Annotated in this window: 19 protein-coding genes; 13 read left to right on the forward strand and 6 right to left on the reverse strand. The window is 69.3% G+C overall.

Annotated elements, in window-relative coordinates; all coding sequences use genetic code 11:
- Positions 1 to 111 precede the first annotated feature (111 nt).
- The 5 genes from V8J38_RS04020 to V8J38_RS04040 all read right to left on the reverse strand — a co-directional run bounded on the left by V8J38_RS04020 (position 112) and on the right by V8J38_RS04040 (position 9,255).
- Entirely contained in the window at positions 112 to 3,486 is a 3,375-nt protein-coding gene (locus V8J38_RS04020) for a hybrid sensor histidine kinase/response regulator (protein ID WP_338578001.1), read from the reverse strand.
- Between the two features lie 286 nt (positions 3,487 to 3,772).
- Positions 3,773 to 5,428, reverse strand: a complete 1,656-nt coding sequence (locus tag V8J38_RS04025; protein ID WP_422388329.1) for an MFS transporter — start codon at positions 5,426 to 5,428, stop codon at positions 3,773 to 3,775.
- A 408-nt stretch (positions 5,429 to 5,836) separates the two neighbouring features.
- On the reverse strand, positions 5,837 to 7,282 hold the full coding sequence (locus V8J38_RS04030) for an NAD-dependent succinate-semialdehyde dehydrogenase (protein WP_338578003.1): 1,446 nt from the start codon (positions 7,280 to 7,282) through the stop codon (positions 5,837 to 5,839).
- Between the two features lie 87 nt (positions 7,283 to 7,369).
- Positions 7,370 to 7,972 (reverse strand): response regulator transcription factor, encoded by a 603-nt coding sequence (locus V8J38_RS04035; RefSeq protein ID WP_291779514.1) that lies wholly within the window; start codon positions 7,970 to 7,972, stop codon positions 7,370 to 7,372.
- The gene (locus V8J38_RS04040; protein WP_338578004.1) at positions 7,969 to 9,255 is read right to left on the reverse strand and encodes a PAS domain-containing sensor histidine kinase; all 1,287 of its coding nucleotides are present in this window, start codon (positions 9,253 to 9,255) and stop codon (positions 7,969 to 7,971) included. The genes V8J38_RS04035 and V8J38_RS04040 overlap by 4 nt, the downstream gene beginning before the upstream one ends.
- Positions 9,256 to 9,629: 374 nt before the next feature.
- On the opposite strand from V8J38_RS04040, the gene V8J38_RS04045 reads away from it, so the two are divergent.
- The 13 genes from V8J38_RS04045 to V8J38_RS04105 are packed head-to-tail and all read left to right on the forward strand — an operon-like array spanning position 9,630 to position 20,116.
- On the forward strand, positions 9,630 to 10,364 hold the full coding sequence (locus tag V8J38_RS04045; protein ID WP_338578005.1) for a TorF family putative porin: 735 nt from the start codon (positions 9,630 to 9,632) through the stop codon (positions 10,362 to 10,364).
- A gap of 49 nt (positions 10,365 to 10,413) precedes the next feature.
- Entirely contained in the window at positions 10,414 to 12,414 is a 2,001-nt protein-coding gene (locus tag V8J38_RS04050; protein ID WP_338578006.1) for a methyl-accepting chemotaxis protein, read from the forward strand.
- A complete protein-coding gene (locus tag V8J38_RS04055) occupies positions 12,414 to 12,695 on the forward strand; it encodes an STAS domain-containing protein (RefSeq protein ID WP_291779526.1) in 282 nt (93 codons plus the stop codon). Before V8J38_RS04050 ends, V8J38_RS04055 begins: the two co-directional genes overlap by 1 nt.
- Positions 12,692 to 13,057 carry a response regulator gene (locus tag V8J38_RS04060; protein ID WP_003169188.1) on the forward strand — a complete coding sequence of 122 codons (366 nt, stop codon included), beginning with the start codon at positions 12,692 to 12,694 and terminating at the stop codon, positions 13,055 to 13,057. The genes V8J38_RS04055 and V8J38_RS04060 overlap by 4 nt, the downstream gene beginning before the upstream one ends.
- A gap of 19 nt (positions 13,058 to 13,076) precedes the next feature.
- Complete coding sequence (locus tag V8J38_RS04065) at positions 13,077 to 15,377, forward strand: chemotaxis protein CheA (protein WP_338578007.1); 2,301 nt, start codon at positions 13,077 to 13,079, stop codon at positions 15,375 to 15,377.
- 4 nt (positions 15,378 to 15,381) lie between these two features.
- On the forward strand, positions 15,382 to 15,867 hold the full coding sequence (locus tag V8J38_RS04070; RefSeq protein ID WP_291779539.1) for a chemotaxis protein CheW: 486 nt from the start codon (positions 15,382 to 15,384) through the stop codon (positions 15,865 to 15,867).
- Positions 15,864 to 16,730, forward strand: coding sequence for a protein-glutamate O-methyltransferase (locus V8J38_RS04075; RefSeq protein WP_338578008.1), 867 nt, complete (start codon positions 15,864 to 15,866; stop codon positions 16,728 to 16,730). The genes V8J38_RS04070 and V8J38_RS04075 overlap by 4 nt, the downstream gene beginning before the upstream one ends.
- The gene (locus V8J38_RS04080) at positions 16,727 to 17,764 is read left to right on the forward strand and encodes a chemotaxis response regulator protein-glutamate methylesterase (RefSeq protein WP_338578009.1); all 1,038 of its coding nucleotides are present in this window, start codon (positions 16,727 to 16,729) and stop codon (positions 17,762 to 17,764) included. Before V8J38_RS04075 ends, V8J38_RS04080 begins: the two co-directional genes overlap by 4 nt.
- Positions 17,765 to 17,772: 8 nt before the next feature.
- Positions 17,773 to 18,162: a response regulator gene (locus tag V8J38_RS04085; protein WP_291779547.1), complete on the forward strand. Its 390-nt coding sequence runs from the start codon at positions 17,773 to 17,775 to the stop codon at positions 18,160 to 18,162.
- Positions 18,159 to 18,701 carry a chemotaxis protein CheD gene (locus tag V8J38_RS04090; protein ID WP_291779550.1) on the forward strand — a complete coding sequence of 181 codons (543 nt, stop codon included), beginning with the start codon at positions 18,159 to 18,161 and terminating at the stop codon, positions 18,699 to 18,701. Before V8J38_RS04085 ends, V8J38_RS04090 begins: the two co-directional genes overlap by 4 nt.
- Entirely contained in the window at positions 18,701 to 19,075 is a 375-nt protein-coding gene (locus V8J38_RS04095) for a hypothetical protein (protein ID WP_338578010.1), read from the forward strand. The genes V8J38_RS04090 and V8J38_RS04095 overlap by 1 nt, the downstream gene beginning before the upstream one ends.
- Positions 19,076 to 19,079: 4 nt before the next feature.
- Positions 19,080 to 19,667, forward strand: coding sequence for a response regulator (locus V8J38_RS04100; protein ID WP_312219826.1), 588 nt, complete (start codon positions 19,080 to 19,082; stop codon positions 19,665 to 19,667).
- A gap of 8 nt (positions 19,668 to 19,675) precedes the next feature.
- On the forward strand, positions 19,676 to 20,116 hold the full coding sequence (locus V8J38_RS04105) for a chemotaxis protein CheE (protein WP_338578011.1): 441 nt from the start codon (positions 19,676 to 19,678) through the stop codon (positions 20,114 to 20,116).
- A 31-nt stretch (positions 20,117 to 20,147) separates the two neighbouring features.
- On the opposite strand, the gene V8J38_RS04110 is transcribed toward V8J38_RS04105, so the two are convergent.
- Complete coding sequence (locus V8J38_RS04110; RefSeq protein ID WP_422388330.1) at positions 20,148 to 21,425, reverse strand: D-amino acid dehydrogenase; 1,278 nt, start codon at positions 21,423 to 21,425, stop codon at positions 20,148 to 20,150.
- Positions 21,426 to 21,429: the final 4 nt, after the last annotated feature.

Raw genomic sequence — 21,429 nt, forward strand, 5'->3', positions numbered from 1 at the left:
TCGGGTGGGGGCGGCTTGGTGGTCAGAGGCCGAGGCCAGGATCACTCGGCCCTCCCCACCCGGTCTCCGCTTCGCTTCGACCACCCTCCCCATGAAGGGGAGGGAGAAGGGTCAGCTCCTCAGGAACGCCTTCAGCGCCGCCGGTTTGACCGGCTTCGGCAGCAGCACGGCGCCGGCCGCCGCCGCCTTCTCCTTCAGGCCGTCGCGGGTGTCGGCGGTGACCAGCGCGATGCGCCTGACCCCCTGCGCGCGCAACTCATCCACGGCGGCCAGTCCGTCCGGCTCGTCGTCGCCCAGGTGAAGGTCGACCAGGGCCGCGTCGAACGGGCCGACGGCCGTGCGCGCTTCGGCGACTGAACGGGCGGTCACGGCCTGCGCGCCCCAGCGGTCGAGCAGGGCCGTTAGGGCGTCGAGAATGGCGGGCTCGTTGTCCACGCACAGCACCCGCAGGCCCGCCAGCGGCAGGCGACGATCATCAACCACGATCTCGGGCTCAGGCCGGGCGGCGGCGCGGGGAACGGCGACGCGGAAGGTCGTGCCGCGCCCGACGTGCGAGGCCAGCGAAAGAGGGTGGCCCAGCAGGTCTGACAGCTTCTGGACGATGGCCAGGCCCAGGCCGGCGCCCGGCTCGTCCACCGGCGCGCCGGGCAGGCGGACGAACTCGCCGAAGACGGCCTGGCGGTCGGCCTCTGCGATGCCGCGCCCCGTGTCGCTGACCAGGATCTGCACCCGCTCGCCGTCGCGCCGGGCGCCGATCAGCACACGGCCTCGGTCGGTGTAGCGGATGGCGTTGGCGATCAGGTTCTGCAGCATTGAGCGCAGCAGGTCGCGGTCCGAGGCGATCCACAGGCTGGAGGGCGCCGCCGTCAGGGTCAGGCCCTTGGCGCGGGCCAGGGGCGTGAACTCGCGCGCCAGTTCGTCGAACAGACCGCCCAGGGACAGCGGCGCCACGGCGGGCTGGACCCCGCCCGCCTCCAGCTTGGACAGGTTCAGCAGGGCGGTCAGCAAACGGTGGGCGCTGTCGATGGCGCGGTCGGCGTTGGTCGCCAGGCCGCGCGCGGGCGATCCGGCCAGATCCGCGTCCTCCCTCAGGGCGGCGATGAACAGGCGGGCGGCGTGCAGCGGCTGCAGCAGGTCGTGGCTGGCGGCGGCGAGGAAGCGGGTCTTGGAGGCGGTGGCGTCTTCGGCCGCGCGGCGGGCCTCCTCCAGCCGTTCGGTGCGGTCGGCGACGCGGGCTTCCAGCCGTTCATTGGCCTCTTCCAGCTCGCGCGCGGCGCGGCGCAGGGCGGTGATGTCGGTGTAGCTGGTGGCGTAGCCGCCGCCGGGAATGGGCGCCCCGGACGAGCGCAGGATGCGGCCGTCGGGCTGCTCGCGCTCGTGGTCGTGGGGGATGCGGCGGGCCAGGGCCTCCAGCCGCCGCTCGACCCAGGCGTCGATCTCATGATCGGGCACGCCCGCCTCGCCGCGTTCGGCGTTCAGGCGATAGACGGCGGCGACGGGCAGGCCGACGTGGACGAAGCCGGCGGGCAGGTCGAACATCTCGACATAGCGACGGTTCCAGGCGGTCAGGCGCAGGTCCTCGTCCACCACGCTGACGCCCTGATCGATGTTGTCGAGCGTGGTCTGCAGCAGGTCGCGGTTGAACTGGACGGCCTGGGACGCCTCGTCGAGCATCCGCACCACGTCCTCGGGCGCGCGGCCCCCGGCGGCCAGGGCGGCGGCCAGGACACGGCGGGCGGCGGCGGCGCCGACGGCCCCCGCCAGCATCCGTTCGGCCGCGCGGGCCAGCGTCGCGTCGGCGGGGTCGGCGTCCTTCAGCCTGATATCCGTTTCGCGCGCCCAGGCGGCGAAGGCGCGCTCGGCCCGCTCGTCGCCGATGAAGCGGGCGACCAGGGCGCGCAGGTCGCCGACCGAGGCCCCGGCCGAGCCGCCGCGCCCCTCCATCCAGTCGGGGCCGAGCCGGTCGACGAAGGCGCGGGCCTGGACCCGGTCGATCAGGCGGGGCGGCCGCGCCCGCGACACCAGGACGAAGACGCCTAGGTTCAGCGCCAGGCTCAGGAAGACGCCCGCCGCGAACGGGTCTTCCAGCCCCAGCATGGCGGGGACGTTCAGGCCGAAGCCGGGCGCCAGCTGCGGCGCGGCCAGCATGACGGCCCAGACCGCCATCCCCGCCGCCAGCCCGGCCAGGGCGCCGCTGGCCCGCCCGCCGCGCCACAGCACCGCGCCGAACAGCGACGGCGCCAACTGGGCCAGAGCGGCGAAGGACACCAGGCCGATGGCGGCCAGACCGCTGCTCCGGTCCATCGCCAGATAATAGAGCCAGGCCAGCAGCAGCAGGCCGACGATGGCCAGGCGTCGGATGTTCAGCAGGGTGCGCGCCATGTCAGGCGGGGCCGCGCCGCGCCGCCGGCCGGCGCCCATCAACGGCAGGACCAGGTTGTTGGACACCATGGCCGACAGGGCCACGGCCTCGACGATGACCATGGCGGTGGCGGCCGAGAAGCCGCCGACGAAGACCACGGCGGTCAGCAGGCTCTGCCGCTCGCCCAGGGGCAGGGCCAGCACCAGCAGGTCGGGATTAGTCTGGGGCGTGAACAGCCCGCCGGCCGCAACCAGCGGCAGGACGGCCAGCGTGGTCAGGATCAGATACAGCGGGAAGATCCAGCGCGCGCGGCGCACCTGGGCCGGATCGCCGCCCTCGACGAAGGCGACGTGGAACTGACGCGGCAGGCAGAAGATGGCCAGGGTCGCCACCAGGGTGATGGCCATGAAGCGGGCGTCGATGTGCGGCCATGTCCCCAACTGGCCCAGGCTGTCGGTCACGGCCTGTCGCGACGGCGAGGCGGCCAGCAGGAAGACGGCGAAAACGGCCACGGCCAGCAGGGCGGCCAGCTTGACGATGGACTCGATGCCGATGGCCTGGATCAGGCCGCGGTTATGCTCGGTCAGGTCGGGCCGTCGCGCGCCGAACAGGATGGCGAACCCGGCCAGAACCGCCGCCATGACCAGGACGGTCAGGCTCTCGGACCCGGCGACGGGGGTGCCGACCGTGATCATCTCGCCCGCCATCGACAGCGACTTGAGCTGCAGCGCGATGTAGGGGACCGAGCCCAGAATGGCGACGCCGGCCACCGCCGCGCCCAGCGCCGGGCTCTTGCCGTAGCGGGATGAGATGAAGTCGGCCATCGAGCCGACGTTCTCGCGTCGGGCGGCCGAGGCGATGCGCCGCCACAGCGGCAGCAGCAGGGTCAGCCCCAGGATCGGCCCGGCGTAGATGGGCAGATACTCCCACCCGTCGCGCGCCGCCGTGCCGACGGCGCCGTAATAGGTCCACGACGTGCAGTAGATGGCCAGCGACAGCGCATAGAGCGACGGCCCCAGCATCCCGCGCCGCGCCTTGATCTGTGGCCGCTCGTACCACCAGGCGACGCCGAACAGGGCGGCCATGTAGAAGGCTGTCAGGGCCAGGGTGGCGAGGCTGAACATGGAGGTCATCTGGGCCGGGCGCGATCGCGCGGGCAAGTGAAAAAGAGGGCGGCCAGGCCGAAGCCGGACCACCCGCAGGTTGGCGAAATACTAGCGCCCCGTGACCCTTCTCCCCTTGTGGGAGAAGGTGGGCGCCGGAGGCGCTCGGATGAGGGGTGGCGGCGCGGCCTCTGAAACGCATCGAAGACAGAACTGCGCCGAACCGGACGCCGAAGCGCAGACACCCCTCATCCGTCTCGCTCCGCGAGCCACCGTCTCCCACAAGGGGAGAAGGAAGCCGTCGCGCCTAGTCGTGGATGTTCACGTCCTTGCCTTCCTTCACGAAGAGGACGCCGACGATCAGGGTCAGCACGGCGATGGCGATGGGGTACCAGAGGCCGTAGTAGATATTCCCCGTGGCCGCGACCATGGCGAAGGCCGTGGTCGGCAGGAAGCCGCCGAACCAGCCGTTGCCGATGTGATAGGGCAGCGACATGGAGGTGTAGCGCACCTTGGTCGGGAACATCTCCACCAGGGCGGCGGCGATCGGGCCGTAGACCATGGTCACATACAGCACCAGCAGGAACAGGATGCCGATCACCAGGGGCTTGTTGACCAGTTCGCTGTCGGCCTTGGCCGGATAGCCGGCTTCGGTCAGGGCGGCGGTCAGGCCGGCGTCCCAAGTCTTCTTCTGCGCGTCGAACTCGGCCTTGGGCATGGTCTTGCCGTTGAAGCTGTCGACCACTTGGTCGCCGATGCGCACCTGGGCCACGGCTCCGGCGGGAGCGGCCTCATTGACGTAGGTGACGCCCGCCTTGGCCAGATGGGTCTTGGCGACGTCGCACGAGCTGTTGAAGACGGTCTTGCCGACGGGGTCGAACTGGAAGTGGCAGTCGGCCGGGTCGGCGATGACGGTCACCGGCGACGACTCCGCCGCAGCGGCCAGGCGCGGGTTGGCCGCCTCCGTCAGGGCGCCGAACAGCGGGAAGTAGGTCACGGCGGCCAGCAGGCAGCCCGCCATGATGATGGGCTTGCGGCCGATCTTGTCCGACAGCCAGCCGAAGATGATGAAGAAGGGCGTCGCCAGCGCCAGGGCGGCGGCGATCATGATGTTGGCCAGTGTCGGATCGACCCTCAGCGTCTTCTCCAGGAAGAACAGGGCGTAGAACTGACCCGTGTACCAGACCACGGCCTGACCGGCCGCCAGGCCGAACAGGGCGATCAGCACCAGCTTCAGGTTCGGCCACTTCATGAAGCTGTCCTTCAGCGGGGTGGTCGATCCCTTGCCCTCGGCCTTCATGCGCTTGAACGCCGGGCTTTCCGACAGCTTCAGGCGGATCCACAGGGACACGCCCAGCAGCAGGATCGAGACCAGGAAGGGGATGCGCCAGCCCCATGCGACGAAGGCTTCCTCGCCGATGCTGAAGCGGACGCCTAGGATCACGGCCAGGCTGAGCAGCAGGCCCACGGTGGCGGTGATCTGGATGAAGGAGGTGTAGAAGCCGCGCTTGCCGTCGGGGGCATGCTCGGCGACGTAGGTGGCGGCACCGCCGTATTCACCGCCCAGCGCCAGGCCCTGGATCAGGCGCATCAGCACCAGGATGATCGGGGCGGCGATGCCGATGGCGGCGTAGGGCGGCAGCAGGCCGACCACGAAGGTCGAGATGCCCATCAGCAGCATGGTCACCAGGAAGGTGTTCTTGCGTCCCCACAGGTCGCCCATGCGGCCGAAGACGATGGCCCCGAACGGGCGCACCGCGAAACCGGCGGCGAAGGCCATCAGGGCGAAGATGAAGCCGGTGGTCTCGTTCACGCCCGAGAAGAACTGGGCGGAGATGATCGCGGCCAGAGAGCCGTAGAGATAGAAGTCGTACCATTCGATGACGGTGCCGACGGAGGAGGCGAGAATCACCAGCCGGTCGTTCTTGTCGACCGTGTGCTCGCCGCCGTCCGCCGCACCCATGGTGCGGTCGGTCATGGGCAGTCCCTTCCTGTGCGGCCGCAATGCGCGGCGCGTTTCCCTCGCGCCCGGCGTGCTTTGCGCCGAGCGTCGGAAGGGAGAGTGACAGCAGGAAACGGGATTTGCGGAGAGCGACCTTGGTCGAATAATCATGTTTCCCTCTCCCGGCGGGAGAGGGCTTGAGCGCACGAGAGCGCAGCGATCGTTCTGGCGCGAAAGGGTGAGGGGCTAAGACGTCAGTCGGCGCGAGCCGTCGCGCAACAGCAGATTGCCTCTTAGTTCACCAAGCCAGAGAGGTTGAAAGGATGCGCCACGGCCTTCGGCCGACTTCCACCGCGAACCCTCACCCTTTCGCCTACGCCAATCGCTTCGCTCTCGGAGGCTCAAGCCCTCTCCCATCGGGAGAGGGAGTCAGAGGCCCATGCAGAGGTATTTGATCTCCAGGTAGTCCTCGATGCCGTGGCTGGAGCCTTCGCGGCCGAGGCCCGACTGCTTGATCCCGCCGAAGGGCGCGACTTCGGTGGAGATCAGGCCGGTGTTGATGCCGATCATGCCGGTCTCCAGCGCCTCGGCCACGCGCCAGACGCGGCTCAGGTCGCGGGCATAGAAATAGCCCGCCAGCCCGAAAATGGTGTCGTTGGCCAGGGCGATGCCTTCCTCTTCCGTCTCGAAGCGGACGACGCCGGAGACGGGGCCGAAGGTCTCCTCGCGGCACATCTGCATGTCCTGGGTCACGCCTGACAGCACCGTCGGCTGGAAGAAGGTGCGGCCCAGTTTATGACGTTCGCCGCCGGTCAGCAGGGTCGCGCCCTTGGACAGGGCGTCAGCGACGTGCTCCTCGACCTTCTTCACCGCCTTCTCGTCGATCAGGGGGCCGATCTGCACGCCGTCGTCCAGGCCGTTTCCGACTTTCAGCGCTTCGGTGGCCTTCGTCAGCTTGGCGACGAATTCATCATGGACGGCGGCCTGCACATAGAAGCGGTTGGTGCAGACGCAGGTCTGGCCCGCGTTGCGGTACTTCGAGGCGACGGCGCCCGCCACGGCGGCGTCCACATCGGCGTCGTCGAAGACGAGGAAGGGGGCGTTGCCGCCCAGCTCCAGGCTCATCTTCTTGATGGTCTGCGACGACTGCTGCATCAGCAGACGGCCGATCTCGGTCGAGCCGGTGAAGCTGATCTTGCGCACCGTCTCATTGGACGTCAGTTCGCCGCCGATGGCCGAGGCCGAGCCGGTGACGACGTTGAACAGGCCGGGCGGCAGGCCCGCCTCTTCCGCCAGAACGGCCAGCGCCAGGGCCGACAGCGGCGTCTGGCTGGCGGGCTTCAGCACCACGGCGCAGCCGGCGGCCAGGGCCGGGCCGACCTTGCGGGTGATCATGGCGGCGGGGAAGTTCCACGGCGTGATCGCCCCGACCACCCCGACCGGCTGGCGCAGCGTCACGAGGCGCTTGGAGGCGTCATGGCTGGGGATGACCTCGCCATAGGTGCGTTTGCCCTCCTCGGCGAACCATTCGATGAAGCTGGCGGCGTAGGCGATCTCGCCCTTTGCCTCGGTCAGGCTCTTGCCCTGTTCGCGGGTCAGCAGGCGGCCCAGGGCGTCCTGCTCGCTCATCATCAGGCCGAACCAGCGACGAAGGATGCGGGCGCGCTCGCCCGCCGTCCTGGCGGCCCAGGGCTTCATCGCGGCCTCGGCGGCGGCGACGGCGCGGCGGGTTTCAACAGCGCCCATGTCGGGGACCGTGGCCAGCACCTCGCCCGTGGCCGGATTGGTCACCTCGATGGTTCCGCCGCCGTCGGCGTCGATCCAGCGGCCGTCGACATAGGCCTGACGGCGCAGCAGGCGGGCGGGATCGGACATGGGGCGGCTCCTTGGACGCAAGACCGGAACAGGGGGAAGCCGACATAACGCGCCGGAGCGGGCGCGGCTGCAAGGCGGTGGAAACCTTTAGGTCAGCATCAGGCCCATGCGCACCAAGGCCGACAGGCTGTCGGCCTCCATCTTGGTCATGACCTTGGCGCGGAAGACCTCGACCGTGCGCGGGCTGATCTTCAGGTTCAGGGCCATCTCCTTGTTGGAGGCGCCGGCCACCAGGGCGTCGAACACCTGGCGCTCGCGCGGGGTCAGGCGGGCCAGGCGTTGGCGGGTCTGCTGGCGGGCCTGCTGACGGGCGTCCAGATCGCCGAGCTGGGCCAGGCAGCCCTTCACCACCTCGACCAGGCGGGCGGGATCGAACGGCTTTTCGATGAAGTCGACGATGCCGGCCTTCATCATCTCAACCGCCATGGAGACGTCGGCGTGTCCGGTGATGACGATCACGGGCCAGGTCTCGCGCAGGTCGGCCAGGCGGCGCACGATCTCCGCGCCGCCCATCCCCGGCATCCGCACGTCGGTGATGACGCAGGCCGAAGCGTCTTCAGGCAGGGCGGCGAAGAATTCGGTCCCGCTGGCGAAGCCGCGCGCGCGCACCCCGCGTCCGCGCAACACCCGCAGGAGGGCGTCCCGGACGGCCGGATCGTCGTCGATGATGAAGACGGAGTGATCGCTCATGCGGCCTCGGCCTCCTGATCCAAGGGCAGGGTGAAGAAGAAGGCCGCCCCGCCCAGGGCCGAGCTGCGGTGCAGATCCAGGGCGCCGCCGTGCCGTTCGACGATGGTGCGGGTGACGGACAGGCCCAGTCCCATGCCGCCGGGCTTGGTGCTGGTCATGGGCTGGAACAGGCGCTCGCGCTGATCGTCGGCGACGCCGGGGCCGTTGTCCTCGATGCTGATGCGGTAGCCGTCGACCTCGGCGCGGCCCAGGATACGCACCTCGGCGCCGTCGCGGCCCGCCGCCGCCTCGACGCCGTTGCGGACCAGATTGACCACGGCCTGCTGGAACTGGATGCAGTCGGCTTGCACCCGATCGGAGAACCCGGCCATGTCGATGTGGACGGCGACGCCCCTGTCCTGGCCGATGCGGGTCAGGATCTGCTTCATGTTCTCGACCATGACCGAGGCGCGTTCCTGCGCCAGGGCGCCGGTCTCCTGGGTCAGGAAGGCGCGGATGCGGCGGATGATCTGACCCGCGCGCAGGAGCTGGGCCTGGGCCAGGTCCAGGGTGCGGCAGGCGCTGTCGCCCAGGGAGCCGGCCTTCTCCATGTCCGCCCGGCTGGCGTGCAGATAGCCGCCGGCTGCGCTCAGCGGCTGGTTGAGCTCATGGGCCAGGGTGGCGGCCATCTCGCCGAGGGAGTTCAGACGCCAGACGGTGTTCAACTGGGCGTGCAATTCGCGGGCCTGGGCTTCGGCGGCGTGGCGCAGCGTCAGGTCGGCCAGACTCAGGGCGACATAGTCCTCGTCCGAACCGCCGGGCGTCAGGCCGAACTGGACGCCGACCGGAAAGGCCGATCCGTCCGATCGTCGACCGGTCCAGGAGCCGGAGTCGTTCTCCAGCAGGCCGTTCGATGATCCGGAAGCGGCCAGAAGGGCCATGTCGAACCCCGGCGCCAGATCGGCGAAAGGGCGCCCGAGGGCGTCATCCTTTCTGACTCTGAACATGGCGCAGGCGGCCTCGTTGAGGCGCGAGATCCTGCCGTCACGCGTCAGCATCAGGGCCGCCGTCGACAGGAAGGCCACGTTCAGCAGGGCGTCGCGCGCCGCCAGGGCGCCGCTGAGGCTGGAGGCCTGACGCCAGACCAGGACCAGGGCCGCCGAAGCCGCCAGCGACAGGAGCAGGGCGAGGGGGACGAGGCCGCGCGCCAACGACGGCGCGGCCAGCGCCCCTGTCAGGGCTGCGGCGGCGGCCAGGGCGCACGACAAGGCGATCGCCGTCGCCAAAGGGCGCCGGGCGGGCATGGCGTCAGGCAGGCGGCGGTCCAATACTGAGTAAATCGAGCTAGTCCTCGTCTCCAATAATTCAGGAGCCGGGCCCTTCTGTGTCGTCATCGTCATGAGGCGGGCGAGGATGACTTATTAGATAGGTCTCGCTCGACGCGCAATTGCCGACTGTAGTTGTTCGAGGGCGTCAGAAATGAATATTTCTGCGATAACGTCGATATATACGCAATCTGAGTTCGTGGTTACTTAATCGTTAATAGTTATGCTGAAGGTTGTGTGCGGCAAAAGCTGTGCATGAGAAAGGCGCGCAATTGCGGGTTTCTACGTACGGTCGAGTTTACGATTGCTACCGTTGTCCCGCTCAGAAAGGCCTCAGTCTCAAAGAGGTCTGAATGCCCTTCGAATTCCTCGCCCGGCGCCAGAATGGCGGCCGCGCGTTTCATCCCCCGCTGTCCGGCGGGCTTCTCATCGCCCTGTCGGCGGCGCTGCCGATCGTCCTGTCGGCGCCTGCGCAGGCTCAATCCCTCGACGCCCAAGTCGGCGTCGCCAGCGAATATGTCGGCAAGGGACTGGGCAAGAGCGCCGGCGACCCGAGCCTGAACGCCAACCTGGAGGCGTCCTACGGCGCCTTCTACGGCAGCGTCTTCGCCTCGACGGCCAAACTGTCCCAGGGATCGGACGCCGAGATCATCACGGCCCTGGGCTGGCGGCCCAGGGCGGCGGGGGTCGCCTTTGATCTCTCGGTGATGAACCGCGATCTGCCCGGCACGCGATCGGGCGTCGACGCCAACTATTGGGAATATCAGGCTGACGCGTCGCGCAAGTTCGGGCGCGTCTCGGGACGCCTGCGGGTCAACTATACGCCGGACGGTTTCGCCGCGACCAGGGAAGCCTGGTGGATCGAGGCACAGGCTGCGACGGCGCTGGGGGCGCGGGCCAGGGCCTCGGCGGCCTTCGGGGTGCGCTCGGCGGACGGCGGGGCCGACTACAACGCCTGGAATCTGGGCGTGAAATACAACCTGACCGAGCGGTGGGCCGCGGACGTCCGCTGGTACGACACGGACAGCCACGATCTCGGCGACAACTACGACGGGCGCCTGGTCGGCGCGCTGAGCTTCAACTTCTGATCGAAAGCCGGTTTGGCTCTCAAGAGAATCTTCACGGGGGAAGAATTAGATGGACGCCATGTTGAGCGACCTGAAGATCGAAAAGAAACTGATGGCGGCCTTTGCGGTCGTCATTCTGGCCATCGTCGCCATGGGCGCGATGGTCTTCCTCCAGATCAATGCTCTGGAAGGCGCTCGCCTGGACCGGGTTCGCGCCTCCGCCGTGCAGCGCGAGGCCGAGACCGCGCAATTCTATCTGGCGCGCCAGGAGGCGAGCTATCGCGGCTTCCTCGTGTCGCGTGACGCCTATTATCTCCAGCGACTGGAAGAGCATCGCCAGAGCTTCAACAAGAGCCTGGATCGCGTGACCCAGCTCGACAGGACCAGCGCGCCCCAGGTGCGGACCGCGCGAGCCGCCGCCGACGAATGGCACAAGCAGGTGGTTCAGCGCGGCCAGGCCCTGGTCACGGATCAGGCCGGCTGGATGCAGGCCATCGCCATGGTCGGCCGCAACGGCGAAGCGGACAAATTCATCGACCCGGTCGAGACCACCCTGAACGCCTTGGTGGACAAGAAGGCGCAGGAAAGCCGCGTTTACGGCGAAGTCCAGGTTTCGACGGCCAAGACGGCGCGGATGATCCTGATCGGCGGCCTGGTCCTGGCCCTGGCCCTGGCCGGCGGCATGGCCGTGATGCTGACCAACGTCCTGGCCAGGCCGTTGACGGCGATGACGTCGGCCATGCGTCGTCTGGCGTCGGGCGACACCTCGGTGGCCGTGCCGGCCGCCGGCCGCAAGGACGAGGTCGGCCAGATGGCCGCCGCCGTGCAGACCTTCAAGGACGCCGCGATCGCCAAGGATCGTCTGGAGGCCGAGTCCGCCGCGCAGCGCCAGGCGGCCGAGGACGAGCGCGTCCGGGTCGAGGCTGAGAAGGCTCAGGCGGCCGAGGAAGACCGCGTCGCCATCACGGCCCTGGCCCAGGGGCTGGGCGCCATGGCGAACGGCGACCTGACCCACCGTATGACGGCGGCCGTCGCGCCCAAGGCCGAGCAGCTGAAGGCCGATTTCAACGCCGCCATTTCGCAGCTGGAGCAGGCGGTGGCGGCCGTGATTTCCAATGTCGCCGCGATCCGGTCGGGCTCTGGCGAGATCAGCCAGGCCTCCGACGATCTGTCCCGCCGCACCGAGCAACAGGCCGCCAGCCTCGAAGAGACCGCCGCCGCCCTGGATGAGATCACCGCCACGGTGAACAAGACGGCCGACGGCGCGCGTCAGGCGTCGCACGTCGTGCAGACCGCTCGCAACGAGGCCGAGGCCTCGGGCGCCGTGGTCAGCGACGCCGTCGCCGCCATGACCGCCATCGAACAGTCGTCCAACCAGATCGGCGCCATCATCGGCGTGATCGACGAGATCGCCTTCCAGACCAATCTGCTGGCGCTGAATGCGGGCGTCGAGGCGGCGCGCGCGGGCGACGCCGGTCGCGGCTTCGCCGTGGTCGCCTCCGAAGTGCGAGCCCTGGCCCAGCGCTCGGCCGAGGCCGCCAAGGAGATCAAGACTCTGATCACCGCCTCGGGGCGTCAGGTGGAGCAGGGCGTCAGCCTGGTCGGCCAGACGGGCGAGGCCCTGGGCCGCATCGTCGCCGGGGTGGCCGAGATCGACGGGCTGATGTCGGAAATCTCGGCCTCGGCCCAGGAGCAGGCGACCGGCCTGCAACAGGTCAACACGGCCGTGAACCAGATGGATCAGGTCACGCAACAGAATGCTGCGATGGTCGAGGAATCGACCGCCGCCAGCCATTCGCTGGCCCAGGAAGCCGACGTCCTGGCCGCCTCGGTGGCCCGCTTCAAGGTAGCCCAGGGCGCGACCGTGGTCGCGACTCCGGCGCGTGTTTCAGCGCCCGCGTCTCAAGCCCAGCCGGCGTTCAGGGCCCAGCCGGCGCCGGTCGCTGCGGACGCTGCGCCGGCCCGCACGCCGCAGCCGGTGGCCGAAACGGTCGCCGCCCTGAAGACGATGGGACGCGGCGGCGCCGCCCTGAAGTCTGAAGTCATGGAAGACGGCTGGGAGGAGTTCTGATGACGGCTGTGGTCGTTCTGGCCCCGGTTCTGGACCTGCGCGCGGCCGAGCCGCTGAAGGGCGAGCTGATGGCGGCGCGCGGTCAGGCCCTGACGCTGGACGGTTCGGCCGTCGAGCGGCTGGGCGGGCTGTGCCTGCAACTGCTGTTGTCGGCGATCCGCACCTGGCGCGCCGACGGCCAGGCCTTGACCTTCATCAATGCCTCCGAGGCGCTGACGACCCAATGGAGCGCCTTCGGCGCCTCGCCTTCCGATCTTTCCGCACAGGACGAAATTCAATGACCAAGACCGTTCTGACCGTCGACGACTCGCGCACCATGCGCGACATGCTGATGCTGGCGCTCAAGGACGCGGGCTATCGCGTGGTCCAGGCCGAGGACGGCGTCCACGGTCTGGAGGTGCTTCAGGCCGAAAGTCCCGACATCGTCATCACCGACATCAACATGCCGCGCATGGACGGCTTCGGCTTCATCGAGGGGATGCGGGCGGACCCGGCGTTCAGCGCCGTTCCCGTGCTGGTCCTGACGACCGAGAGCGACGCCGCCAAGAAGCAGCGCGCGCGTGAGGCCGGGGCCACCGGCTGGATCGTCAAGCCGTTCGACCCCGTGCGTCTGGTCGACGCCGTGCGCCGCGTGGCGGCCTAGGCGAGAGAGAGACGGGGCGATGAGCGACGATCCGTTCGAGGCCATCAAGGCGACCTTCTTCCAGGAGTGCGAGGAGCTGCTCGCCGATCTGGAAGGCAATCTGCTGACGCTGGAGTCCGGCTCGACGGACATCGAGGTCATCAACGCCGTGTTCCGCGCCGTCCATTCGGTGAAGGGCGGGGCGGGGGCCTTCGGGCTGGAGGACCTGGTGCGCTTCGCCCACGTCTTCGAGACGCTGATGGACGAGCTGCGCTCGGGCCGGAAGCCGTGCGACGAGCTGACGGTGAAGACGCTGCTGCGCGCCTCGGACGTGCTGGCCGATCACGTCGCCGCCGCGCGCGGCGCGGGCGCCGCCGTCGATCCGGCGCGTTCGGCCGGTCTGGTCGCCGAGCTGGAGACCCTGACCTATGGCGGGGCCGCGCCGATCGCGACGGCCGAGCCGGAAGAGGACGACTTCGGCTTCACGCCCGTCGCCATGGACCTGGGGGCGTTCGACGCCCCGGCGGGTCTACCCGACCTGCCGCCGTTGCCCGATCTGGCGGCTTTGGCGCCCTTGCCTGACCTGTCGGCCCTTGCCGCTGCTGGCGGCTGGAAGATCGTCTTCCGCCCGCATCCGCGCCTCTACGCCAGCGCCAATGAGACCGGGCTTCTGCTGCGCGAACTGGGCCGACTGGGCCCGATGCGGGTGCAGATGGACGACAGCGGCGTGCCGTTGCTGGACGCGCTGGAGCCGACCGACAGCCACCTGATCTGGACCATCGAACTGGACGGCGACGCCAGCGAGGACGAGGTGCGCGAGGTCTTCGACTTCGTGGAGATGGACTGCGACCTGAGCATCACGCCGCTGGGCGATGCGGCTTCGGTCGAGGCTGCGCCCGTCGTGGCCGAGGAGGCCGCCCCTGACCTCGGCGACGACGCCTCGGCCCTGGCCCGCGCGGCATCGTCGGACCTGGACATCGCCGCCCTGCTGGCCTCGGTCGGCGCCGCGCCGACGGAGGCGCCCGCGCCTGTCGCCGTGACGCCTGCAGTCGAACCTGTCGCGCCGCCGCCGGTCAAGCCAGCGCCCGCGCCGGCCGCACCGGCTCCCGCGCAGGCGGCCGCCCCCGCCGCTGCGGCGCCGGTGACCATCCGCGTCGATCTGGAGCGCGTGGACCGCCTGATCAATGCGGTCGGCGAACTGGTCATCCAGCAGGCCATGCTGGCCCAGCGCGTGACCGAAAGCGGCCTGGCTCGTTCGTCCGACATCGGCCTGGGTCTGGAAGACCTCGAACTGCTGACGCGCGAGATCCAGGACAGCGTCATGGCCATCCGCGCCCAGCCGGTGAAGTCGGTGTTCCAGCGGATGCCGCGCCTGGTGCGCGAGGCCGCCGAGGCTACGGGCAAGAAGGTCAAGCTGGTCACGTCCGGCGAGGACACCGAGGTCGACAAGACCGTGGTCGAACGCTTGGCCGAGCCGATCACCCACATGCTGCGCAACGCCATCGACCACGGGCTGGAAAGCCCCGAGGACCGTCTGGCGGCGGGCAAGCCGGCCGAGGGCACGGTGCGTCTGGCGGCCCTGCACCGCTCGGGCCGGATCGTCATCGAGATCGCCGACGACGGCAAGGGCATCAACCGCCCGCGCGTGAAGGGCATCGCCGTCGAGCGCGGCCTGATCGCCGAGGATGCGGTGCTGTCGGACGACGAGATCGACAACCTGATCTTCCTGCCCGGCTTCTCGACCGCGACCGAGGTGTCCGACCTGTCGGGCCGGGGCGTCGGCATGGACGTGGTGCGCCGCTCGATTCAGTCGCTGGGCGGGCGCATCTCCATCAGCTCGGTTCCCGGCAAGGGCTCGACCTTCACCCTCAGCCTGCCGCTGACGCTGGCGGTGCTGGACGGCATGGTGGTCGGGGCCGCCGAGCAGACCCTGGTCGCGCCTCTGGCCGCCATCGTCGAGAGCCTGACCCCGAACGCGGCCGACATCCATTACGTCGGCGGCGTCGATCCCGTGCTGCGCTTCCGCGAGGCCTTCGTGCCCTTGGTGGACGTCGGCCTGGTCATGGGCTTCCGCGACGCCCCGACCGAGCTGAAGGGCGGGGTGGTGATGATCGTCGAGACCGAAAGCCGTCAGCGCGCGGCCCTGCTGGTCGACGCCATCCACGGCCAGCGCCAGGTCGTCATCAAGAGCCTGGAAACTCACTACCGCCACGTCGAGGGCGTGGCCGCCGCCACCATTCTGGGCGACGGCCGCGTGGCCCTGATCCTCGACATCGACGCCCTAGTGACCGCCAAGCGTTCCCGAACCCCGTCGCGTTCCGACCTGCAACTGGCGAGCTGAGACCATGACCCCGACTGAACACCAGACCCTGACCCCCAATGTCGCCGGGACCGACCGCGAGCTGATCGCCTTCCGCATCGGCGAACAGGAATTCTGCGTCGACATCATGAGCGTGCGCGAGATTCGCGGCTGGACCCCGGCCACGCCGCTGCCGCGCTCGCCCGCCTATATGAAGGGCGTCATCAATCTGCGCGGGGTGGTGCTGCCGATCATCGACCTGGGCGCGCGTTTCGGCCTGGCCACGACCGAGCCGACCGAGCGTCACGTCATCATGGTGGCTCATGTCGGCTCGCGCCTGGTCGGCCTGCTGGTCGATGCGGTGTCGGACATCGTGCAACTGTCGGACGCGGCCATCCAGCCGACGCCCGACGTGGCCAGCGACCAGGTGAAGTCCTTCGTGAAGGGCATCTTCGCCGTCGAGGGCGGCCGCATGATCAGCCTGATCGACCTGGACCACGTCCTGCCGGAAAGCGAGGCCGAAGCGGCATGACGACCGTCGCCGGGCGGGAAGCCCTGGTCGAAGGCGAGTTCGTCTTCACGGCCGAGGATTTCCGCCACATCGCCCAGACCCTGCACGCTCACGCGGGGATCGCCCTCAGCGAGGGCAAGGCGGCGCTGGTCTATTCGCGCCTGGCCAAGCGGCTGCGGCTGCTGGGCCTGCGCAGCTTCCGTGACTACTGCGCCCTGATCGACGGCGCGGAGGGCGTGGACGAGCGCCAGGCGATGATGGCGGCCCTGACCACCAACGTCACCCGCTTCTACCGCGAGCCGCATCACTTCGATCACCTGCGCGACAGGGTGATGCCGGAACTGGCCGCCAAGGCGCGCGCGGGAGGGCGGGTGCGCCTGTGGTCCGCCGCCTGTTCGAACGGGCAGGAGCCCTATTCGATGGCGATGACGGTGCTGGACGTTCTGCCGGAAGCGGCTGAACTGGACGTGCGCATCCTGGCCACCGACATCGACCCCAACATGGTCGCCGAAGGTGCGGCGGGCGTCTATTCCGACGACCTGCTGGCTCCGGTCCCGGCGGCGTCGCGCAGGCGTTTCGAGCCGGTCGCGGGCGCGCCGGGCCGGTTCAGCGCCGATGCGACGCTGCGGCGGCTGGTGACCTTCAAGGAGCTGAACCTGATCGGCGACTGGCCGATGCGCGGCCGCTTCGACGTCATCTTCTGCCGCAACGTGGTCATCTATTTCGACGACGCGACCCAGGAGCGGGTCTGGGGCCGGTTCACGCCGATCCTGAACCCCGGCGGCGTCCTCTACATCGGCCATTCCGAGCGGGTGACGGGCCCGGCGGCCCATGTGCTGCAGCCCGCCGGCCTGACCACCTACGTCAAGGGAGCGGGGGCATGAGCGCGGTCACGGTCCTGGTGGTGGACGACAGCGCCACCATGCGCAGCCTGATCAGCGCCGTCCTGCGCCGCGATCCCGAGATCAACGTGGTCGGCACGGCCGCCGATCCGCTGGAGGCGCGCACGAAGATCAAGGCGCTGAACCCCGACGTCATCACCCTGGACGTCGAGATGCCCAATATGAACGGGCTGGAGTTCCTGGAGAAGATCATGCGGCTGCGGCCCATGCCGGTGGTCATGGTTTCGACCCTGACGCAGGCGGGGACCGACGTGACCCTGGCCGCGCTGGAGGTCGGGGCCGTCGACGCCGTGGCCAAGCCCGCGCCGGGCGTGCCCGCCGCCGAGGCCTTCGGCGACCTGGCCGAGAAGGTGAAGATCGCCGCGCGGTCTCGCGTTCGTCCGCTGGAGGATCGCGCGGTCAAGGGCCACGAGGGCGCCTATCACGCCGACCCCGACCATGTGCTGGCCATCGGCTCGTCTACCGGCGGGGTCGAGGCTCTGCTGACCATCCTGTCGGCCTTTCCGGCGGACTGTCCGGCGACGGTCGTCACCCAGCACATGCCCGCCAGCTTCACCAGGAGCTTCGCCGCTCGCCTGAACAAGGTCTCGGCCGCCACGGTCAGCGAGGCCGAGGACGGCGCGCGGCTGAAGCCGGGCCACGTCTACATCGCGCCGGGCGGCGAGGCTCATCTGGCCGTGTCGGGCGGGCGTTGCCGCCTGGTCGCCGCCGATCCGGTCAACGGCCATCGCCCCTCGGTCGACGTGCTGTTCGGCTCGGTCGCCCAACTGGGCCGCCCGATGACGGGCGTCATCCTGACCGGCATGGGCAAGGACGGGGCCAGGGGCCTGCTGGCCATGCGCCAGGCCGGCGCCCGCACCTTGGGCCAGGACGAGGCGTCCTGCGTCGTCTATGGGATGCCGCGCGCGGCCTTCGAACTGGGCGCCGTCGAGCGCCAACTGCCCCTGTCCCGCATGGCCCCGGCCATTCTCGAATCCTGCGCCGCCCGTTCGGGCGCGCCCCAGACTGTCGCGTAAGGACGTTCATGCCCGCCGCTTCCGCCATTCGCACCCTTGTCGTCGACGACCAGCTGACGATGCGCTCTCTTGTCCGCGCCAGTCTGCAGCAGATTGGGATGCGCGACATCGAGGAGGCGCCGGACGGCGAGGCGGCCCTGCGGTCCCTGCTGGCGCAACCGGTCCATCTGGTGATCTCGGACTTCAACATGCCGAATCTGGACGGCCTCAGCCTGCTGCGCGCCATCCGGGCGCACCCGCCCCTGTCCAAGACGGCCTTCATCATGCTGACCGGTCGGGCCGATCGCGAGCTGGTTCAGCGCGCCGTGCAGTTCGGCGTGAACAACTACCTGGTCAAACCCTTCACCACCGCCCAGCTGAAAGAGAAGCTGGAAGCGGTGTTCGGCCCGCTGACGTGATCGGCGCGGCCGCTCAGGAGCCGGTCGAGCGGCGCGTGCACGTAGGGCAGGGCGATCACTTCGTGTCGTCCGATCCCGACGTGGTGCTGACCACCGTGCTGGGCAGCTGCGTGGCCCTGTGCCTGCGTGATCCGGCGGCGGGAGTCGGGGGCATGAACCACTTCCTTCTGCCCGAAGGCTCGGGCTCCGGAACGGACGTCGGCCGTCGCTACGGCGCCTATCTGATGGAAGTGCTGATCAACGACGTGCTGAAGGCGGGCGGACGCCGCGAGCGGCTGGAGGCCAAGCTGTTCGGCGGCGGACGCATGTTCGACAGTCTCAGCGACGTGGGCGCCGCCAACGCCGACTTCGCCGAGAAATTCCTGGCCGACGAAGGCATACCCGTCGTCAGCCGCAGTCTGAGAGGCGCGGGCGGGCGCCGCATACACTATTGGCCGGTCAGCGGTCGGGCGCGTCAGCGCGTGGTGACGGACGGCGCGATCCTGCCGCCCGCGATCCCGTCGTCGCCCGTCGCAACCGGAGATCTGGAGCTGTTCTGATGGCCGAGACAGACAATCGCGACCTGTTGGCCGCCATGGCGGCGGAGCTGGCGGACATCCGCGTCGAGATCGAGGCGGCGGGCGGTCTGGTGTCCGAGGTCCTGCGCCAGCTGCCGGCCGAGGCCCGGCTGGGGTATCTGACGCGCAGCCAGACCTTCGACGTGCTCTCTCAGCGGATCGAGGCCCTGGCCGGCCTGGCCCAGGCCGTGGCCGACGACCAGCCGATGGACACCGCCCTGGCGGCGCTGCCCCTGGCCGAGATGGCCGAGCGGATGCAGGAGACCACCCACCGCGCCCGGCCGGGAGCGACCCCCGCCGAGGAGAGCGCCGAAGACGAACACGTCCCGGCCTCGGGCGTGCTGCAACTCTTCTGAGCCCATGAGCGAGGACCGCATCAATCTGGAGCAGTCGACGGTCCTGCTGGTGGACGACACGCCGCAGGCGCTCGACATGCTGAGCTCGATCTTCCAGGGCTTCGGCGTCAAGGAGCAGATCAAATGCCCCTCGGCCGTCGAGGCGGTGAAGGTCGTGCAGCAGCGTTCGGTCGATCTGATCGTCATCGACTGCGGCGACCCTGAGATGGACGGCTACGCCTTCACCCGCTGGCTGCGACGCGAGACGCCCGCGCCCCTGCGCTACACCCCCGTCATCCTGGTGACCGGCCACGCCGCCCAGTCCAAGGTGCAGGAAGGCCGCGACTGCGGCGTCAGCTTCGTCATCGCCAAGCCCCTGACGCCCGCCGTGCTGCTCAAGCGCATCCTGTGGCTGGGGGCCGACGAGCGCGAGTTCGTGGAATGCGAAACCTACGTCGGGCCGGATCGTCGCGTCCGCAACTTCGGCCCGCCCGTGGGCATGGCGGGGCGCCGCAAGGGCGATCTGTCGGCCCATGTCGGCCACGCCGTAGAGGCCAATATGGACCAGGCCGATATCGACATGCTGCTGAAGCCGCAAAGGGTGTCCCTGTGACCGAGGCCGTGACCACCAGGATCCAGACCACACTGGCGCAACAGATGGCCCAGCCGGGCGGCCGGACCCTGGCCGACGTCGAGCGCCGCGCCAACGAACGCCTGGGCCGGCACAAGGCCGAGGTCATGGTCGAGGTCGAGGCCGCCGTCGCGGGGCTAGAAGGGCTGTGCGTCGCGCAGCCGGCGGCGCCGGCGGCGGAGGTCTATCGCTTGGCGACGCGGGTGCTGGACCTGGCGGGTTTCTTCGAGACCGGGCCCTTGTTCGACGCGGGCTACAGCCTGGCCGACATGGCGGACCGCATGGCGGCGGCCGACGCCTGGGAGTGGCCGCCGGTTCAGGTGCACGTCCAGGCGCTGCGGCTGATCCTCAACGCGGGCTGCGAGCGCAATGCGGCGACGGATCATCTGCTGGCGGGCCTCAAGGCCGTCGCGGGGAAGACGGGCGCCTAGGCCCTTCTCCCCTTGTGGGAGAAGGAAGCCGTTAGCCGTATCTGGCGATGCCCAGGTCGGCGGTTTCGATGTCCGGCGTCCGGCCGCTGATCAAATCGGCGATGACGCGGGCCGAGCCGCAGGCCATGGTCCAGCCCAGCGTGCCGTGGCCGGTGTTCAGGAACAGGTTGTCCAGCCCGGTCTTGCCGATGACCGGGGTGCCGTCGGGCGTCATCGGACGCAGGCCGGACCAGTAGCTGGCCGCCTTCAGGTCGCCGGCGTCGGGGAAGAGCGAGCCCACCGAATGCTCCAGCGTGTTGCGGCGCTGTTCCGGCAGGATGTTGTTGTAGCCCGAGATCTCGGCCATGCCGCCGACGCGGATGCGGTCGCCCAGACGGGTGATCGCCACCTTGTAGCTCTCATCCATGATGGTCGAGACGGGGGCGGCGGGTTCGTCGATGATCGGCGCGGTGATCGAATAGCCCTTCACCGGATAGACCGGCAGGGTCATGCCCAGCGGCTTGACCATCTGCGGCGAGTAGGAGCCCAGGGCTAGCACATAGGCGTCGGCCGTGACCACGCCCTTGTCGGTCTTGACCCCGGTGATGCGGCCGCTCTCGGCGATCAGTGCCTGAATCGTCGTGCCGTACTGGAAGGTCACGCCCTGCGTCGTCGCATGATCGGCCAGGGCGTTGGTGAATTTGAAGCAGTCGCCGGTCTCGTCGCGCGGCAGGCGCAGGCCGCCGACGAACAGGTCGCGGGTGGCCTTCAGGCCCGGCTCGGCGCGGATGCAGCCGTCTTGGTCCAGAACCTCGAACGGGACGCCGCCTTCGCGCAGGACCTCGGTGTCCTTGTAGATGCCGTCCAGCTGTTTCTGGGTGCGGAACAGCTGCAGCGTGCCCTGGGTGCGGTGGTCGTACTGAAGGCCCAGCTCCTCGTTCAGCGCCGTCTGCACCACCTGGCTGTATTCGGCCAGACGCACCATCCGCGCCTTGTTCAGCGCATAGCGGGTCGAGGTGCAGTTGCGCAGCAGGGCCAGCAGCCAGCGCACGGTCGCCACGTTCAGATGCGGATGCAGGATCAGCGGGGCGTGGCGCATGAACAGCCACTTGACCGCCTTGGCCGGAATGCCCGGCGCCGCCCAGGGCGAGGAGTAGCCGGGCGAGATCTCGCCCGCATTGGCGAAGCTGGTCTCCAGCGCCGGGCCGCTCTGGCGGTCGATGACGGTGACCTCGTGCCCCTGACGGGCCAGGTAGTGGGCGGTGGTCACGCCGATGACGCCGGCGCCGAGGATTGCGATCTTCATAGGACTTGACCTTACGCGAACCAGACGC

Source organism: Brevundimonas olei, from assembly GCF_037055245.1.
In the GTDB taxonomy this organism is placed as follows: Bacteria; Pseudomonadota; Alphaproteobacteria; order Caulobacterales; family Caulobacteraceae; genus Brevundimonas; species Brevundimonas olei.

Coding starts and splice junctions, on each gene's coding strand:
- V8J38_RS04020 (WP_338578001.1), bottom strand. CDS start 3,486: ATGTTCAGCCTCGCCACCCTGGCCCTGACAGCCTTCTACATGGCCGCC.
- V8J38_RS04025 (WP_422388329.1), bottom strand. CDS start 5,428: ATGGGTGCGGCGGACGGCGGCGAGCACACGGTCGACAAGAACGACCGG.
- V8J38_RS04030 (WP_338578003.1), bottom strand. CDS start 7,282: ATGTCCGATCCCGCCCGCCTGCTGCGCCGTCAGGCCTATGTCGACGGC.
- V8J38_RS04035 (WP_291779514.1), bottom strand. CDS start 7,972: ATGAGCGATCACTCCGTCTTCATCATCGACGACGATCCGGCCGTCCGG.
- V8J38_RS04040 (WP_338578004.1), bottom strand. CDS start 9,255: ATGCCCGCCCGGCGCCCTTTGGCGACGGCGATCGCCTTGTCGTGCGCC.
- V8J38_RS04045 (WP_338578005.1), top strand. CDS start 9,630: ATGCCCTTCGAATTCCTCGCCCGGCGCCAGAATGGCGGCCGCGCGTTT.
- V8J38_RS04050 (WP_338578006.1), top strand. CDS start 10,414: ATGGACGCCATGTTGAGCGACCTGAAGATCGAAAAGAAACTGATGGCG.
- V8J38_RS04055 (WP_291779526.1), top strand. CDS start 12,414: ATGACGGCTGTGGTCGTTCTGGCCCCGGTTCTGGACCTGCGCGCGGCC.
- V8J38_RS04060 (WP_003169188.1), top strand. CDS start 12,692: ATGACCAAGACCGTTCTGACCGTCGACGACTCGCGCACCATGCGCGAC.
- V8J38_RS04065 (WP_338578007.1), top strand. CDS start 13,077: ATGAGCGACGATCCGTTCGAGGCCATCAAGGCGACCTTCTTCCAGGAG.
- V8J38_RS04070 (WP_291779539.1), top strand. CDS start 15,382: ATGACCCCGACTGAACACCAGACCCTGACCCCCAATGTCGCCGGGACC.
- V8J38_RS04075 (WP_338578008.1), top strand. CDS start 15,864: ATGACGACCGTCGCCGGGCGGGAAGCCCTGGTCGAAGGCGAGTTCGTC.
- V8J38_RS04080 (WP_338578009.1), top strand. CDS start 16,727: ATGAGCGCGGTCACGGTCCTGGTGGTGGACGACAGCGCCACCATGCGC.
- V8J38_RS04085 (WP_291779547.1), top strand. CDS start 17,773: ATGCCCGCCGCTTCCGCCATTCGCACCCTTGTCGTCGACGACCAGCTG.
- V8J38_RS04095 (WP_338578010.1), top strand. CDS start 18,701: ATGGCCGAGACAGACAATCGCGACCTGTTGGCCGCCATGGCGGCGGAG.
- V8J38_RS04100 (WP_312219826.1), top strand. CDS start 19,080: ATGAGCGAGGACCGCATCAATCTGGAGCAGTCGACGGTCCTGCTGGTG.